Below are 15,196 nucleotides of genomic sequence, written 5' to 3' on the forward strand. Positions count from 1 at the left end.
GACAGGCGTCAATAGGGGTGTCGGGGTTGTGCAGTGAGCAGACGAGGGGTCCCCATGCGGAGGCTGGCGGTGGTCGGGGACGTCGCGACGACCCCTGAGCAGCTCGCCGCCGACCTGTACGCCGCCCACCGGCTCAGCCTGGTGCGGCTGGCGGTGCTGCTCGTCGACGACATCGCGGCAGCCGAGGACGTCGTCCACGACGTGTTCGCCAGCCTGCTGACCGGTGGCAAGCAGCTCCGCGACCCGGACGCAGCCGTCGGCTATCTCAGGCGCGGCGTCGTGAACCGGGCCCGCTCGGCACTCCGGCGTCGTCGTACGGCCCGGGCCTACACGCCGCCCGAGGACGCGTCCCGCGCCGGGCCCGACGACCTGGCGGTGCTCAGCGAGGAGCACCGCGAGGTGTGCGCGGCCCTGCAGACCCTGCCCACGCGGCAGCGTGAGGTGCTGGTGCTGCGCTACTACAGCGACCTGTCGGAGATCCAGATCGCCGACGCCCTCGGGATCTCCCGAGGCACCGTCAAGTCGACCGCGAGCCGCGCGCTCGCGGCCCTGGAGAAGAAGCTGGAGGGTCAGCGATGAGCGACATCGAACAGCGTCTTCGCAGTGCCCTGGAAGCACGCGCCGCACTGGTGCAGCCCGAGGACCTCACCCTCAACCCGGTCCTCGAGCCGACCGAGCCCGAGACCGGCCCGTGGTGGCAACGCCCCGGCTCCTACCTGTTCGTGGCCGCGGTCGCGCTGATCGTGATCGCGCTGCCGCTGCTCGCCCTCGCCAACACCATGGACGACGACGGGAAGCGCGATGAGGACCAGGTCGCGCCCAGCCCGACGGACCCGACCACGATGACCGACCCGGTGCCGATGGAGATCGACAAGGGCGCCGCCGACGTCGACGGGGATGGGACCAAGGACTCCATCCGGGTCGTCGAGCTGGACAGCGGCGCGGAGCCGAGCCCGCGCAGCGCGATCGAGGTCGACCTCTCGTCCACCGGGGAGACGGTCAGCTACCGGTACCCGAGGTTGGGCACCCTCGAGCTCGCCGAGGCCGCCGACGTCGACGGCCGGCGCGGCCTGGAGGTCTTCGCGGTCCTCGAGCCGACGTCGAAGGACCTGCACCGCAGCGCTCCGAGCGTGATCAGCCTCCGGGACGGCGAGCTGACGGAGATCCTCGACGAGGACTTCGGCACCGGCTACTGGTGGGTGGGCGAGGGCGCCCAGCTGTGGTGGTGGCAGAGCGAGGACGAGTGGCCGGCCGGCACCGCGACGATCGGTCCGGTCGAGGCGACCAGCTTCCGTCACGGCGACCGCCTCCAGCCCGTCGGCGAGGGCTCCTGGTGTGTCGACCCCACCGTCCCCGACGACCTGCAGCAGTGCGGCGGAGGCGAGCCGCCGAACTCCACCGGCACCGACGGCGGCACGACGGGCGAGCCCGAGGCCGACCCGTGGTGGGAGGAACACCCGGAGGGCCTGCCGTCGACCTGGGCGGTCGAGGGCGAGTACGGCGGCGGCGCCACCGGCGACCTCGACGGCAACGGCTCGACCGACACCGCGTCGGTGGCCGGCTCGGAAGTCCGGGTCGACCTCGGTGACGAGGTCCTCACCGCCGCGATCGACGGTGCGAACCCCGCCCTCGAGGGCGTCGTGGCCCTGGACGGCTCGGCCACCCCGGTCGTCCTCGGCCACACGACCGAGGGCGCGGCCGGTACGACGTACGTCACCTGGTTCGCGTTCGCCGTCATCGACGGCGAGCTGGTCCGGCTGAACAAGGCCCCGCTGGGCCCGCCGTTCGACTCCATCTACAGCAACCTGACGACGGAGGAGGGGGGGCACCCGACCGTGCGGACCTGGGTCGCCGGCGACAACGCGCTCTACGGCATGGACTACCTCGACCGGTTGCTCGTCGAGGGCCCGGACGACGCGGAGGTCTGGGCCTACGAGGTGCGGGTCCGGACCTGGTACGTCGACGGGACGACGCTGCGCGCGACGGTCCCGGTGCACGGCTGTGTCGCACCCGACATCGGCAGGGAATTCTACCAGTGCCCCGACGGGTTGTGAGTGAGCGACCACTAGATTGAGCGGGTGAGCGAAGCCCGGGACCTGGTTGCCGCACTGGCAGCCCGAGGTGTCGACGCCGACGACTCGGCCCTCACCCGCGCGCTCTACTCCTCCGACGCCTCGCTCTACCGCGTCGTCCCGGCGGCGGTCGCACGGCCGCGGCACCGCGACGAGCTGGAGGCGGTGCTCGAGGTGGCGGCGGTCGCCGGGTCGACGGTCACCATGCGCGGTGCCGGTACGTCGATCGCGGGCAACGCGGTCGGACCGGGCATCGTCGTCGACACCCGCCGGCTGGACCGGGTGCTGGCGATCGACCCCGACGCCCGGACGGCACGGGTCGAGCCGGGCATCGTCCATGCCCAACTTCAACGAGCGGCGGCGGCAATACCGTCGGGCGCCCTCCGCTACGGGCCGGACCCCTCCACGCACACCCGCTGCACCATCGGCGGCATGGTCGGCAACAACGCCTGCGGCTCGCGGGCGCTGGGCTACGGGCGGACCGCCGACACGATCGTCGACGCCGACGTGATCTGGGGCGACCGGACCGCGGCGCCCGGTGAGATCGAGGCGCGGCTCGCGGCGGTGGTGGCCGCGGAGCTCGCGCACGTGCGGACGTCCTTCGGTCGCTTCACCCGTCAGGTGTCGGGCTACTCGCTGGAGCACCTGCTGCCCGAGCAGCTGTCGGTGCCGCGGTTCTTCGCCGGGTCCGAGGGCACGCTCGGGCTGCTGCGCGAGGTCACGATGTCGCTGGTGGCCGAGGAGGAGCGGGACCTGCTGGTGCTCGGCTACCCGTCGATGGTCGAGGCGGCGGACGCGGTGCCTGCCGTCCTCGGCGCGGTGGGTGCCGGGGCGCGACTGATCGCGTGCGAGGGGCTCGACGCCCGGATCGTCGACCTGGTGCGCGCCCGGGGTGGTGCGGTGCCCGACCTGCCGCGGGGGAGTGGCTGGCTGTTCGTCGAGGTCGCCGGGCCCGAGCGGGCCGCTGCGCTCACGTCGGTGCTGGCGGCCGCGGGTGCCCTGGACTCGCGGGTCGTGGGTTCGCCCGCTGAGGCGGTGTCGCTGTGGCGGATCCGTGAGGACGGCGCGGGGCTGGCTGCGCGCAGCCTGTCGCGGCCGGCGTACTCCGGCTGGGAGGACGCTGCCGTCCCGCCCGAGCACCTCGGCGCCTGGCTGAGGGACTTCGACGCCCTGCTGCGTGAGCACCGGCTCGACGGTGTGCCGTACGGCCACTTCGGTGACGGCTGCGTGCACGTGCGGATCGACTTCGACTTCTCCGGCGGCCCGAGCGCGTTCCGCGAGTTCCTGGTCGCGTGCGCCGAGCGGCTGCGCGAGCACGGCGGATCGCTGTCGGGCGAGCACGGCGACGGCCGGGCGCGGTCCGAGCTGCTGCCGATCATGTACGACGACACCTCCCTCGCGCTCTTCGCCGCCGTGAAGCACGCGTGCGACCCGGCCGGGCTGCTCAACCCCGGCGTGCTGGTCGACCCGGCGCCGTTCGACGCCGACCTGCGCCCGGTCCGCCCGGTGACCTCCGTCGCGTCGGTCCTGACGCTGGCGCACGACGGCGGCTCGCTCGGTGCGGCCGCCCATCGCTGCACGGGCGTCGGCAAGTGCGTCGCGCCGACGCCGGTCGGCGTCATGTGCCCGTCGTTCGTCGCGACCGGCGACGAGAAGGACTCCACCCGCGGCCGCGCGCGGGTGCTCCAGGAGGCGCTGACCGGCGGTCTGCCGGGCGGGCTCGCCGACCCGGCCGTGCACGAGGCGCTCGACCTTTGCCTGTCCTGCAAGGGCTGTTCGTCCGACTGCCCGACCGGCGTCGACATGGCGTCCTACAAGTCCGAGGCGCTCCAGCAGACGTACGCCGGCAAGCGCCGACCGCGCTCCCACTACTTCCTCGGACGCCTGCCCCGGTGGGCGCGGTTGGGCGCTCCGGTCGCGCGCCTCAACAACGCCGGGCTCCGGGTCGGTCCGCTCGCGTCGATGGCGAAGGCGATGGCAGGGGTGGACAAGCGTCGGTCCCTGCCGACCTTCGCCTCGCCCACGCTGAAGAAGGCCGTGGGCAGGGGGTCTGGCGACCCCGACGTCTGGGTGTGGGCCGACACGTTCACCGACTACTTCCGCACCGGGCCCGGGCTGGCGGCGATCGGCTACCTCGAGAGCGCCGGCCTCACGGTCCGCGTGATCGAGGAGCAGGCGTGCTGCGCGCTGCCGTGGATCACGACCGGTCAGCTCGACGCCGCGCGGAAGATCGTCGGGAAGGCGGTGGGCGCGCTCGCGCCGTACGTCGACTCGGGCGTGCCCGTCGTCGCGTTCGAGCCGTCCTGCCTGGCAGCGCTGCGCTCGGACGCCGCCGAGCTGGTGAGCGACCCGGCAGCAGGTCGGGTCGGCGCCGGGGTGCTGACCTTGGCCGAGCTGGTGACCCGGCTCGACCTGCCCCTGCCCGACCTCAGCGGGGTCAGCATCGTGGCGCAGCCGCACTGCCACCACTCCTCGGTGCTCGGCTGGGCCACCGACCGGACGCTGCTCGAGCGCGCTGGCGCGACTGTCACCGTCGTGCCCGGCTGTTGCGGGCTGGCCGGCAACTGGGGCGTCGAGAAGGGTCACTACGAGACCTCCGTCGCGATCGCCGAGTCCCACCTGCTGCCGGCGGTGCGGGCGGCGCGCGCGGCCGACCCCGAGACCGTCGTACTCGCCGACGGCCTGTCGTGCGCGCTCCAGCTCGAGGACCTCGAGGGGGTCACCGCGCTGCACCTCGCCGAGCTGCTGGGTGGTAGCAGGTGATACCGCGAGGTATCATCACATCATGGCGATGACGCTGCGACTGACGGACGAGCAGACCGCCGCGCTGCGCGCGACCGCGGACCGCGAGGGCAGGTCGATGCACGAGACGGTCGTCCGGGCCATCGCCGAGTACGTCGCCAAGCGCGGCGAGAAGCGCGATGCCCTCATCAAGCGGATCCTCGAGGAGGACCGCGAGGCCCTCGACCGCCTCGGCTCGGTCTAGCGCGTGACCGAGTACCTCCGGCTTGACGACCTCCTCGCGATCGAGACGGCTCTCGGCTCTCCGGGCGTGCGCGACGTCGGCCTCCTCGAGTCCGCGCTGGCCCGACCGCAGGCGACCGTGTTCGGCGACGACGCGTATCCGACTCTGGCGCTGAAGGCCGCGGCGTTGGTGCACTCGATCGTCACCAACCACGCGCTGGTCGACGGCAACAAGCGGCTCGGCCTCGTCGCGCTCCGGCTGTTCGTCGGCTTGAACGACCACGACATCGTCGCTACCCAGGACGAGAAGTTCGACCTCATCATGGCGATCGCGGGGGGTGACCTGCGCGACGTCGAGGACATCGCTGATCGAGTCCGTTCGTTCCTGGTCCCGGTCGAGTGAATAGGATCAACCGGTGAACCCACGCCACCGTCGACTCATCATCCCGGTCGCGCTGGGGGCACTTCTGGTGATCGTCGTCATCGCGGCCATCCTCAAGTGACGGATCTGTGATGGCGTCCACCACCGAGTCGCTGGCCGAGGGCCTGGCCCGCGTCCGCGCGCTGCTGCTCGACGCGGACACGCTCGTGCGCGCGTTGGGGTCAGGCCGGCAGAAGGGCCAGCAGCCGCAGTGGCGGCGCGTCGAGCTGCGCTGGGTGGACCTGAAGGCCGGACGGCACCTGCAGGTGACGTCGTACGACGCCACGCAGGCCCACACCGCCAACCACCCGATCGGCGACGCGGCCGATGCCGCGGTCGACGCGCTGCTCGCCGAGCCGTTCGGCAACTGGCACACCGAGACCACCAGCCAGGTGCACCAGCTGCGGGTGACCAAGAAGCTCGATGCGATCACCCACACCACCGACCGGGCCGAGCCCATCACCGCGGAGCGCGCGCACGACCGTGAGAAGGAGCGGCTGCTGCCCACCGACGACCCGGTGCTCGCCGCGCTCGGCATCGCCGACCAGCAGGGACGGATCAAGCCGAGCCGGCAGGCGAAGTACCGCCAGGTCGAGGAGTTCGTCCGGATCCTCGACTCCTCCATCGGCGACGCGATCGGCAGCCGGCTCCGCACGCCGACTCCCGACGACCCGCTGCGCATCGTCGACCTGGGCTGCGGCAACGGGTACCTGACGTTCGCCGCCCACCGGTTCCTCACCGAGCAGCGGAACCTTCCGGTGCGGCTGATCGGCGTCGACGTGAAGCAGCAGTCGGCCGACCACAACGCCCGTGTCGCCGGGGATCTGGGGATCGACGCGGACTTCGTGGTCGGCACCATCGACGGCGCGAGCCTGCCCGAGCGCGACCAGCGCCCGGACGTCGTACTCGCGCTGCACGCGTGCGACACCGCCACCGACGAGGCGCTCGCCCGCGCGGTCGCCTGGCAGGCGCCCCTGGTGCTGGCCGCACCGTGCTGCCACCACGACGTCGCGGCCCAGCTGCGTGCGGCGCCGACCCCCGCGCCGTACTCCTCCCTCACCCGGCACGGCATCCTGCGCGAGCGCTTCGCCGACACCCTCACCGACGCGCTGCGCGAGATGCTGCTGCGGCTGCGCGGCTACCGTGTCGACGTCATGCAGTTCGTCGAGAGCCAGCACACGCCCCGCAACACGCTTCTGCGCGCGGTCCGCACCGGCGCGGTGCCGGACGCCGCGCTGCGGCAGGAGTACGACGACCTGGTCGCGGCCTGGCAGGTCACCCCGCGGCTCGCGGTGCTGCTCGGGTCCGACGACCCGGGCGCGGGGTGAGCGGGTTGGAGAAGCTGCTCGCGGGGCTGGCGGTGCTGCCGTTCGGCCTCGGGTTCGCCCTCACCGCGGACCAGTCGGACGCGGACGACGGGACGGTGGTCTTCTCGTTCTCCGATCCCGCGATCATCGAGTCGAGCGGGCTGGTGGTCGAGCAGGGGCTGTTCGCGACCGTCAACGACTCCGGTGACAGCGGCCGGGTCTTCACGGTCGACCCTGCGGACGGAAGCACCGTGGCGGTGACCGAGTGGGACGGCGAGCCCGAGGACGTCGAGGCGATGGCCCCGATGCCCGACGGCGACGTCCTCGTCGGCGACATCGGTGACAACAACGCCGTACGGGACTCGATCGAGCTGCTCCGGGTGCCGTTCGGCGAGGACGGCCCGGTCGACCCGATCACCTACGACCTGGTCTATCCCGACGGCGCGCACGACGCCGAGGCGCTGCTGGTCCACCCGGACACGGGTCAGGTGATGGTCGTGGCCAAGGAGTTCATCGGGCGCCTCTACGCCGCGCCCGAGAAGCTGGACAAGGACGACCCCAACCGGCTCGAGATGCTCGGCGAGGTGATGCCGATCGCGACGGACGGCGCCTTCTTCCCGGACGGCGAGCACTTCGTGCTCCGCGGCTACGGCAGCGCGACGTTCTACCGCTGGCCGTCCTTGGACGAGGTCGGCGAGATCGACCTCCCCTCCCAGCCGCAGGGGGAGGGGATCGCGGTCGGCGCCGACGGCGCCGTCTACGTCAGCTCCGAGGGCGCGGACAGCGAGGTGCTGCGGATCGGGCTGCCGAAGGCGCTGCGCGCCGAGCTGGACGGGACGACCGCCGCCCCGGACCGGGACGTCGAGACCACCGAGGACCCCGCCGCCGACGACGAGACCGACGCCACGCGTCCGTTCTGGTCGTGGGCGCTGGGCGGGGCCGCCGGCGTGGTGATCCTGCTGGTGCTGCTCCGCTCGCTGCGCCCGCGCTGACGGTCGCCGCTGTCGGTCGGCCCTGTCGGCGCCTGCTGCCACGATGAGGCGCGTGCCGACCTACGACTTCGTCGCGCCGCTGTGGCGGTGGGACGCCAAGGACGAGGCCACGTCGGGAGCGTGGTTCTTCGTCAGCCTGCCGTTCGACGCGGCCGACGACATCGAGGCGACGGCGGGTCCGGGCAAGGGCTTCGGCAGCGTCCGGGTCGAGGTGACGATCGGCGGCTCGACCTGGCGGACGTCGGTCTTCCCGAGTGGCGAGCGGCGCACCTACGTCCTGCCGGTGAAGAAGGCGGTGCGGGTGGCCGAAGGGCTCGACGAGGGCACCGAGGCGCGGGTCAGCCTCTCGCTCGTCTGAAGACGACGCGAGCGGTTACCTACAGGCCGTGCTGCTGCGGCGAACCTCCCCCGATCAGCCGGGCTGGACCCGCCGCCGGGCCGGCAAGGGCTTCGTCTACCTCGACGAGCGGGGCGAGCGGCTGTCCGACGACAATGCTGCGCGCTGCCGGGAGCTGGTGATCCCGCCGGCCTGGGAGCAGGTGTGGATCTGCCCGCACCCGCGCGGCCACCTCCAGGCGGTCGGCGTCGACGAGGCGGGCCGGCGGCAGTACATCTACCACCCGGCGTGGGTCGAGCAGCGGTCCGCGGAGAAGTACAACCGGGTGCTGCGGTTCGGCCGGCGCCTGCCGCGGGTCCGCGAGCGGGTGCTGACCGACCTCGCCCTCGGCGAGGTCTGCGAGGAGGTGGGGTGCGCGCTCGCCGTACGGCTGCTCGACCTGGGGTACTTCCGGATCGGCAACGACGTGTACGCCGCGGAGAACGGCTCCTTCGGGCTGACGACGCTGGAGCGTCGGCACGTACGGCGGGAGCGGGACGTGCTGGTGTTCCAGTTCGTCGGCAAGTCCGGCGTCGAGCACCGGATCGAGGTCGACGACCCGCTCGTGATGGAGATCCTGGACCGGATGAGGCGCCGGCGATCTGCCTCGGACCCGAGCCTGCTGTGCTTCCGCGTCGGCCGTCGCTGGCGCTCGCTGACTCCCGACCTGGTCAACGAGTACCTCCGCGAGGTCAGCGGGCTCGACGCCACCGCGAAGGACTTCCGCACCTGGCACGCGACGGTGCTCGCGGCCGCCGCGCTCGCGGAGGCGCCCGCGGACGTCAGCGCGACCGCACGGAAGCGCGCGGTGGCTGCGGTGATGCGGGAGATCGCCGACTATCTCGGCAACTCGGCGACGCTGGCCCGGTCGGCGTACGTCGATCCTCGCGTCGTCGACGCCTACGAGGAGGGCCGCACCATCCGGGCCGCGGTCCGGCGGACGTACGACGGCCCGGACCAGCGGCAGGCCGCGCTCGAGCGGGCCGTGCTCCGGCTCATCGGTTGACCTGCCGAACCACCGTGGCAGGCTCGGAGCCATGGAGATCGAGGTCGTCGAGGGCGACATCACCGAGCAGGACGTCGATGCCGTGGTCAACGCAGCCAACCGGGCGATGCGCGGCGGCGGGGGAGTCGACGGCGCCATCCACCGCGCCGGCGGCCCAGCGGTCCTCGAGGACTGTGTCCGGCGCTTCCCCGACGGCCTGGCGACCGGCGACGCCGGGTGGACGACCGCGGGGGAGATGGCCGCCCGCTGGGTGATCCACGTGGTCGGGCCCAACTTCAACGCCGGTCAGCGCGACCGCGGGCTGCTCACGTCGTGCTACCGCCGCGCCCTCGAGGTCGCCGACGAGCTCGGAGCCCGGACGATCGCGTTCCCGCTGGTCAGTGCCGGTGTCTACGGCTGGCCGCTGGACGACGCCGTCGACGCGGCGGTCGAGACGCTCCGGGGCACCCCGACGCAGGTCGAGCTGGCCCGGATGGTGGCGTTCGGCCGGCCTACGTACGACCTGATCGCCAGCCGGCTCGGTCAGGAGTAGTTCGGGTTGTTGCCCGTCGGCATCGTGATGTTGATGCGCCGGCCCTCGCCGAGGTAGAACAGCGCGCCCTGGCGCAGGAACTCGTCGAACATCCAGTAGCCCTGGGGCGGCAGCGGGAGCGTCATGGTCCCCTCCCGGAACTTGACGAAGGCCGGCCATCCGGACTCCACGAACTGGTCCCAGAACGGCTGGCGGGGGATCTCCAACCAGTCGGCGATCTGGTCGCCGAGGGTGTAGCGCGTGAAGGAGCGGAACGCCGTGCGGCTCAGGCCCAGGTCGAAGTCGGCGGCCAGGCTGGTCAGGATGTGGGCGAGCTCGATGCCCTCCTTCGACGGCGCCAGGATCGGGTCGAGCACCTGCCGGGACTGGGCGTTCGCCGAGGCCCAGGTCGCCGGGATGAACTCGTCGTGGACCCCCAGCATGTGGGCGGTGACCTGCCAGATGTGAAGGAACGAGGATGACTCGGCGGCCGAGATCGGGACCTGCCACGCCTTGATCTTGTTGTGCGTGAAGGTGGCGAGGCTGTGCCAGGTCACCATGATGTCGGCCTGGCTGATGGGCTTGGTCTCGGGCGCGGCGGCGTTCCAGTGGCGGGACTTGGGCAGCAGGTAGCGCACGGCGGCGTGCGTCAGCCGGGTCTTGACGCAGGTCACGATCATCCGCCCGGTCGGCCCGTAGGCGTTCTTCGCGCCGACGTCGTAGCCCAGCTTCGCGGTCTTGGCGATGCGGTCCTTCATGTCCGCTCCGCCGGCGGAGTAGTAGACCGCCTTGGCCTCGCGAGGGATGACGCAGCTCATCATCCCGCTGCCCATGCCGTAGGCAACGGCGATGTAGAGCCCGCGCGTCGCGTTGTAGTCGAAATAGCGGGCCATCTTCGCCTGGTCGGCCCAGGACGGGAGGCGCCGCGCGCTCTCGAGGAAGGCGTGCAGGTCGCTCGGGAGCCGGGCCGGCAGCGCCTGGTCGTTGTGGGTCCAGTCGGCCAGCAGCTCGTTGACCCGGTCGACCTCGCCTCTCTCGAACAGTGCCCGCACGACCTTGTCGGCGGCTCCGTCGTGGACGGTTGCGGGGTTGGCTCCGGTGCTGGCGCCGACGGCGGAACCGGTGGCCGACCAGCTCCAGGCTTCGGGCGCCACGATGCCGAGCGCGCCGACGGCGCCGAGCGCGCTGCCGCCGAGCAGCACTCCGCGCCTGCTGAGTCCATCCACCATGGTCTCCTGAGAGTGATACGCTTGATACAAGATTTGTTACGTTGTATCATTTTCGCAGCGTCGATCACAAGGGATGGCGGATGACCAGTACGGCGGAGTCGGCCGGCTCGGTCTTCGAGCTCGCCCTGGCGGACACGGCCACCGACGTCGAGGAGGACCCGAGCTCCCGTCGGATCCTCGACGCCGCCTGCGAGCTGTTCGGCCGGATCGGCATCCAGCGCTGCTCGATGAGCGACGTCGCTGCGCAGGCCGGGGTCTCCCGGATCACCGTCTACCGCCGCTTCGCGAGCCGTGAGGCGCTCGTCCAGCAGGTCATCCGCCGCGAGTTCCGGCGCTACATCGACCAGTTCCTGACCGACGTCGCCAGCGCGCCGACGGTGGCCGACCGCGTGGTCGCCGGGTTCGTGAGCGCCCTGCGGACGACCCGCAACAACCCGCTGATGGGCGGGCTGATGGCGAGCGAGCCGGGCTCGCTGGTCTCGTCGATGGTCGGCGACGGTGGCGGCACCCTAGCGACCGTCCGCGCCTTCGTCGCCGGTCAGCTACGGCGCGAGCAGCGCGCCGGCCACGTGGCGGACACGGTCGACGTCGACCTGGTCGCCGAGATCATGGTCCGGCTGTCGACGTCGTTCCTGGTCACGCCGAGCACCCTGGTCGACCTCGACGACGACGAGCAGGTCGCCGAGGTCGCCCGCAGGGTGCTGGTGCCGATGCTGGATCCGGCGGAGCTCAGAGGTTCTCCACGACCCAGTCGATCGACTTCGTGAGGGCCTCGACGTCGGCCGGGTCGATCGCGGGGTACATCGCGATCCGCAGCTGGTTGCGGCCGAGCTTGCGGTAGGGCTCGGTGTCGACGATCCCGTTGGCACGCAGCACCTTGGCCACCTCGGCGGCGTCGATCGCGTCGTCGAAGTCGATGGTGCCGATGACGAGCGAGCGGTGGCTCGGGTCGGTGACGTACGGCGTCGTGTACGACGTCCGCTCCGCCCAGCCGTAGAGCGCGTTCGACGACTCGGTGGTGCGCTCGACCATGCCCTTGAGGCCGCCCAGGCTGTTCATCCAGTCCAGCTGCTCGGCCATCAGGAAGAGCGTGGCGACCGACGGGGTGTTGTAGGTCTGGTTCTTCGCCGAGTTGTCGATCGCGGTCGGCAGGTCGAAGAACGCCGGGATGTGCCGGTCGCTCGCGCCGATCCGCGCCGCGCGCTCGAGGGCGGCGGGCGACATGAGGGCGATCCAGAGGCCGCCGTCGGAGGCGAAGCACTTCTGCGGCGCGAAGTAGTAGGTGTCGACCTGGTTGAGGTCGACGGGCAGGCCGCCCGCGCCGGAGGTGGCGTCGACGAGAACGAGCGAGCCCTCGTCGGCGCCCTCGGGCCGCACGACCGGGGCCATGACCGCGGTCGAGGTCTCGTTGTGCGCCCAGCCGTAGACGTCGACGCCGGCCTCGGCGACCGCCTCGGGGCGGGTGCCCGGGTCGGACTTGATGACCGACGGGGCGTCGAGCCACGGCGCCTGCTCGGCGGCCTTGGCGAACTTGGACGAGAACTCGCCGAAGCTGAGGTGCTGGCTCTTCCTCTCGATCAGGCCGAACGTCGCGATGTCCCAGAACGCCGTGGCGCCACCGTTGCCCAGCACGACCTCGTAGCCCTCGGGCAGGTCGAACAGCGCGGCGAGGCCCTCGCGCACCCGGCCGACCGTGTTCCTCACGGGCGCCTGGCGGTGGGACGTGCCCATCAGGCTGTCACCGGTCGCGGCGAGCGCGTCGAGGTGGCTGGTCTGGATCTTCGACGGGCCGGCGCCGAAGCGGCCGTCAACGGGCTTGAGGTCAGCAGGGATCTTCAGTGCCTGAATCTTGGGGGCGTCGGTCACGAGTCAACCTTCTCATCGAGGGGACGAATGCTGACGACGCTGTCAGGAGGAAACCAGTGTGACAGCCGTGTGACAGCGGTGATAAATCGATCCCTGTGACGGACAGGGTGCTCGACCTCCGCGTGGTCGGCTACGGCGATCCGGACGCGGTCGCGCTCATCGCCCGGGTCCAGCAGGAGTACGTCGAGCGCTACGGCGGGCCCGACGAGACGCCGGTCGACCCGTCCATGTTCGACCCGCCCGACGGGCTGTTCCTCGTGGCCTACCTGGACGGCGTGCCCGTCGGGACCGGCGCCTGGCGCCGCTCGCCGGTGCTGGCGCTCGGCGGTTCGCTCGGCGCCGAGATCAAGCGGATGTACGTCGTACCGGAGCACCGCGGCAGCGGCCTCGCCCGCAGGATCCTCGCCGAGCTCGAGGAGACGGCGGCTGCGGCCGGCTTCGACCTGCTGGTGCTGGAGACGGGGCTGATGCAGCCCGAGGCCATCGGGCTCTACTCCTCGTCCGGGTACGTCGCGATCCCCGGGTTCGGCCACTACCGGAGCAGCGACCTCAACCGCTGCTTCGCCAAGCGCATCTGAAGCGGCGCAGCACTCAGGCCACGTCGCGACGTCGTACGACGACCAGGGCGATCGCGGCGGCGACCAGGATGTAGCAGGCGGTGGTGATCGCGGCCTGCGGTCCGGCGACGGTGTCGAGCACGCCGGGCGTGCCGTCGCCGCCCGGCTCGACGCCGACGACGGAACCGACCAGCGAGCCGGCGGCGGTGCCGGGCAGTACGGCGGTGAGGGTGTCGACCCAGTCGAGGAGCTGGCCGACGCCGCGCAGCAGGTTCTCGACGACGAGGGCCCAGACCAGGCCGAGACCGACCGACAGCGCGGGCCCGCGGGCGATGGTGCCCAGCGCGAACCCGACGACCGCCCACATCTCGAGGACCAGGAACCCGACGCCGAGCGACTCGAGCACCGAGCCGAGGGACGGCATCACGACGTCCTGCGACTCCGTGGTCGCGATGATCAGCGAGAGCCCGAGGTCGAACCCGAGCGACACCGCGAGCGTCGCGACGACGAAGACGGTCAGCGCGGCCAGTGACCCGACGATCACGCCGGAGCGGTAGGCGCCCAGCGAGAAGACGGTCTTCCAGGTGCCCCAGCCGTAGCCGTTGCCGGCCACGATCGCGCCCAGCACCATCATCAGCGCGCCGCCGAACATCGGCATGCCCTGGAGCAGCACGTCGGGCACGTTGGCCGGCATCATCTCGGCCAGCAGCGAGGCCTTCGTCGCGCCCTCGTTGGAGAACGAGTTGTCGCCGCTGGCGTACGACAGGTAGTTGAACAGGTAGCCGAACATCAGGCTCAGCGCGAGCCAGGCGCCCAGCGTGATCCAGACGGCCGGCCACTTGCGCAGCCGGAGCAGCTCGGCCCGGGTGCTGCGGCCGACGCCGCTCAGCAGGCCGCCGGGGGCGGCGGGGCGGCTCTCGGTGATGGTGCTCATGCGACGGGCTCCTTCTCAGGGGTGGTGGCGGTCGTCATCTCGAAGAAGACCTCTTCGAGGCTCCGCTCGGTGTGGGTGATCTCGTGGACGTCGATGCCCGCATTCACCAGCTCGCGGGTGACGTGGGGAGCGGCGTCGGCGGAGAGGTCGAGCGACAGGCCGGCCGGCGTCCGTCGTACGCCGTCGTCCCCGGCGAGCCGCATCGCGACCGCCAGTGCCGCCGGCTCCGGCGTCGCACGGACCCGCAGCGAGGAGCCGCCGCGCATCTCGGCGACCGTGGACTCGAGCAGCAGCCGGCCGCTGTTGATGACGCCGACCCGGTCGCAGATCTCCTGCACCTCGGCCAGCAGGTGGCTGGACAGCAGCACCGTCTGGCCGCCGCGGGCCAGGTCGACGACCAGCGCCCGCATGTCGGCCATCCCCGCGGGGTCGAGGCCGTTGGTCGGCTCGTCGAGCACGATCAGCTCCGGGTCGCCCATCAGCGCGGCGGCGACGCCGAGGCGCTGCTTCATGCCGAGCGAGTAGCCCTTGTACTTGTCGGACCCGCGCCCGGCGAGGTCGACCCGCTCGAGCACCCGGTCGACCTCGGCGTCCGTGAACCCGCGGAACCGTGCCACGGTGCGCAGGTTGTCGCGGCCGGAGAGGTAGGGATGGAAGCCGGGGCCCTCGATCAGGGCGCCGACGCGCAGGTCCGGGTGGGGGCGGCCGGCGGGCCGGCCGAGGATGCTCGCCATGCCGGCGGTGGGCCGGATCAGCCCGAGCAACATCCGCAGCGTGGTGGTCTTCCCGGCTCCGTTGGGACCCAGGAAGCCGTACACCTCGCCACGCTGCACGGTCATGCTGACGCGATCGACGGCGACGCGGTCGCCGTACGTCTTCGTCAGCGCATCGGTGGTGACCACGGGGGTCTGGTTCGTGTCCATGGCTCCACCGTGCCTGCGGCGCGTGGTTGACGCGTCCG

The 15,196-nt window shown here is 71.9% G+C and carries 16 protein-coding genes; 12 read left to right on the plus strand and 4 right to left on the minus strand.

Going from position 1 to position 15,196, the window contains the following annotated elements:
* Positions 1–54 precede the first annotated feature (54 nt).
* The 10 genes from D0Z08_RS04455 to D0Z08_RS04500 all read left to right on the plus strand — a co-directional run bounded on the left by D0Z08_RS04455 (position 55) and on the right by D0Z08_RS04500 (position 9,670).
* Entirely contained in the window at positions 55–579 is a 525-nt protein-coding gene (locus tag D0Z08_RS04455; RefSeq protein WP_118923073.1) for an RNA polymerase sigma factor, read from the plus strand.
* Complete coding sequence (locus tag D0Z08_RS04460) at positions 576–2,054, plus strand: hypothetical protein (RefSeq protein ID WP_118923075.1); 1,479 nt, start codon at positions 576–578, stop codon at positions 2,052–2,054. The genes D0Z08_RS04455 and D0Z08_RS04460 overlap by 4 nt, the downstream gene beginning before the upstream one ends.
* A gap of 24 nt (positions 2,055–2,078) precedes the next feature.
* Positions 2,079–4,835 carry an FAD-binding and (Fe-S)-binding domain-containing protein gene (locus D0Z08_RS04465; protein WP_118923077.1) on the plus strand — a complete coding sequence of 919 codons (2,757 nt, stop codon included), beginning with the start codon at positions 2,079–2,081 and terminating at the stop codon, positions 4,833–4,835.
* 22 nt (positions 4,836–4,857) lie between these two features.
* Positions 4,858–5,058: a ribbon-helix-helix protein, CopG family gene (locus D0Z08_RS04470; protein ID WP_118923079.1), complete on the plus strand. Its 201-nt coding sequence runs from the start codon at positions 4,858–4,860 to the stop codon at positions 5,056–5,058.
* Between the two features lie 3 nt (positions 5,059–5,061).
* On the plus strand, positions 5,062–5,439 hold the full coding sequence (locus tag D0Z08_RS04475) for a type II toxin-antitoxin system death-on-curing family toxin (protein ID WP_118923081.1): 378 nt from the start codon (positions 5,062–5,064) through the stop codon (positions 5,437–5,439).
* Between the two features lie 110 nt (positions 5,440–5,549).
* The gene (locus D0Z08_RS04480) at positions 5,550–6,785 is read left to right on the plus strand and encodes a class I SAM-dependent methyltransferase (protein ID WP_118923083.1); all 1,236 of its coding nucleotides are present in this window, start codon (positions 5,550–5,552) and stop codon (positions 6,783–6,785) included.
* Positions 6,782–7,756 carry a WD40 repeat domain-containing protein gene (locus D0Z08_RS04485; protein ID WP_118923085.1) on the plus strand — a complete coding sequence of 325 codons (975 nt, stop codon included), beginning with the start codon at positions 6,782–6,784 and terminating at the stop codon, positions 7,754–7,756. Before D0Z08_RS04480 ends, D0Z08_RS04485 begins: the two co-directional genes overlap by 4 nt.
* 43 nt (positions 7,757–7,799) lie before the next feature.
* On the plus strand, positions 7,800–8,114 hold the full coding sequence (locus tag D0Z08_RS04490; protein ID WP_118923087.1) for a DUF1905 domain-containing protein: 315 nt from the start codon (positions 7,800–7,802) through the stop codon (positions 8,112–8,114).
* 28 nt (positions 8,115–8,142) lie between these two features.
* Entirely contained in the window at positions 8,143–9,138 is a 996-nt protein-coding gene (locus D0Z08_RS04495) for a DNA topoisomerase IB (protein ID WP_118923089.1), read from the plus strand.
* A 31-nt stretch (positions 9,139–9,169) separates the two neighbouring features.
* Positions 9,170–9,670: an O-acetyl-ADP-ribose deacetylase gene (locus tag D0Z08_RS04500; RefSeq protein WP_118923091.1), complete on the plus strand. Its 501-nt coding sequence runs from the start codon at positions 9,170–9,172 to the stop codon at positions 9,668–9,670.
* On the opposite strand, the gene D0Z08_RS04505 is transcribed toward D0Z08_RS04500, so the two are convergent.
* The gene (locus D0Z08_RS04505; RefSeq protein WP_220454033.1) at positions 9,661–10,878 is read right to left on the minus strand and encodes an oxygenase MpaB family protein; all 1,218 of its coding nucleotides are present in this window, start codon (positions 10,876–10,878) and stop codon (positions 9,661–9,663) included. The genes D0Z08_RS04500 and D0Z08_RS04505 overlap by 10 nt on opposite strands.
* Before the next feature lie 80 nt (positions 10,879–10,958).
* Between D0Z08_RS04505 and D0Z08_RS04510 the strand changes: the two genes are divergently transcribed.
* Positions 10,959–11,645 carry a TetR/AcrR family transcriptional regulator gene (locus tag D0Z08_RS04510; protein WP_118923093.1) on the plus strand — a complete coding sequence of 229 codons (687 nt, stop codon included), beginning with the start codon at positions 10,959–10,961 and terminating at the stop codon, positions 11,643–11,645.
* Here D0Z08_RS04510 and serC read toward each other — a convergent pair.
* Positions 11,608–12,744 (minus strand): phosphoserine transaminase, encoded by a 1,137-nt coding sequence (gene serC / locus D0Z08_RS04515; protein WP_245993637.1) that lies wholly within the window; start codon positions 12,742–12,744, stop codon positions 11,608–11,610. The two genes, D0Z08_RS04510 and serC, sit on opposite strands and share 38 nt — an antisense overlap.
* A gap of 95 nt (positions 12,745–12,839) precedes the next feature.
* Here serC and D0Z08_RS04520 point away from each other — a divergent pair, with 95 nt between their 5' ends.
* Positions 12,840–13,322: a GNAT family N-acetyltransferase gene (locus tag D0Z08_RS04520; protein WP_245993639.1), complete on the plus strand. Its 483-nt coding sequence runs from the start codon at positions 12,840–12,842 to the stop codon at positions 13,320–13,322.
* Positions 13,323–13,335: 13 nt separating this feature from the next.
* Here the strand turns inward: D0Z08_RS04520 and D0Z08_RS04525 are convergent, their stop codons facing one another.
* Positions 13,336–14,235 carry an ABC transporter permease gene (locus D0Z08_RS04525; protein WP_118923095.1) on the minus strand — a complete coding sequence of 300 codons (900 nt, stop codon included), beginning with the start codon at positions 14,233–14,235 and terminating at the stop codon, positions 13,336–13,338.
* The gene (locus tag D0Z08_RS04530) at positions 14,232–15,158 is read right to left on the minus strand and encodes an ABC transporter ATP-binding protein (RefSeq protein WP_118923097.1); all 927 of its coding nucleotides are present in this window, start codon (positions 15,156–15,158) and stop codon (positions 14,232–14,234) included. Before D0Z08_RS04530 ends, D0Z08_RS04525 begins: the two co-directional genes overlap by 4 nt.
* Between the last annotated feature and the right edge of the window lie 38 nt (positions 15,159–15,196).

The sequence above is a fragment of the Nocardioides immobilis genome, assembly GCF_003515065.1.
GTDB classification, from domain to species: Bacteria; Actinomycetota; Actinomycetes; order Propionibacteriales; family Nocardioidaceae; genus Nocardioides; species Nocardioides immobilis.

Coding starts and splice junctions, on each gene's coding strand:
- D0Z08_RS04455 (WP_118923073.1), top strand. CDS start 55: ATGCGGAGGCTGGCGGTGGTCGGGGACGTCGCGACGACCCCTGAGCAG.
- D0Z08_RS04490 (WP_118923087.1), top strand. CDS start 7,800: ATGAGGCGCGTGCCGACCTACGACTTCGTCGCGCCGCTGTGGCGGTGG.
- D0Z08_RS04530 (WP_118923097.1), bottom strand. CDS start 15,158: ATGGACACGAACCAGACCCCCGTGGTCACCACCGATGCGCTGACGAAG.
- D0Z08_RS04470 (WP_118923079.1), top strand. CDS start 4,858: ATGGCGATGACGCTGCGACTGACGGACGAGCAGACCGCCGCGCTGCGC.
- D0Z08_RS04460 (WP_118923075.1), top strand. CDS start 576: ATGAGCGACATCGAACAGCGTCTTCGCAGTGCCCTGGAAGCACGCGCC.
- D0Z08_RS04510 (WP_118923093.1), top strand. CDS start 10,959: ATGACCAGTACGGCGGAGTCGGCCGGCTCGGTCTTCGAGCTCGCCCTG.
- D0Z08_RS04505 (WP_220454033.1), bottom strand. CDS start 10,878: ATGGTGGATGGACTCAGCAGGCGCGGAGTGCTGCTCGGCGGCAGCGCG.
- D0Z08_RS04480 (WP_118923083.1), top strand. CDS start 5,550: ATGGCGTCCACCACCGAGTCGCTGGCCGAGGGCCTGGCCCGCGTCCGC.
- D0Z08_RS04525 (WP_118923095.1), bottom strand. CDS start 14,235: ATGAGCACCATCACCGAGAGCCGCCCCGCCGCCCCCGGCGGCCTGCTG.
- D0Z08_RS04500 (WP_118923091.1), top strand. CDS start 9,170: ATGGAGATCGAGGTCGTCGAGGGCGACATCACCGAGCAGGACGTCGAT.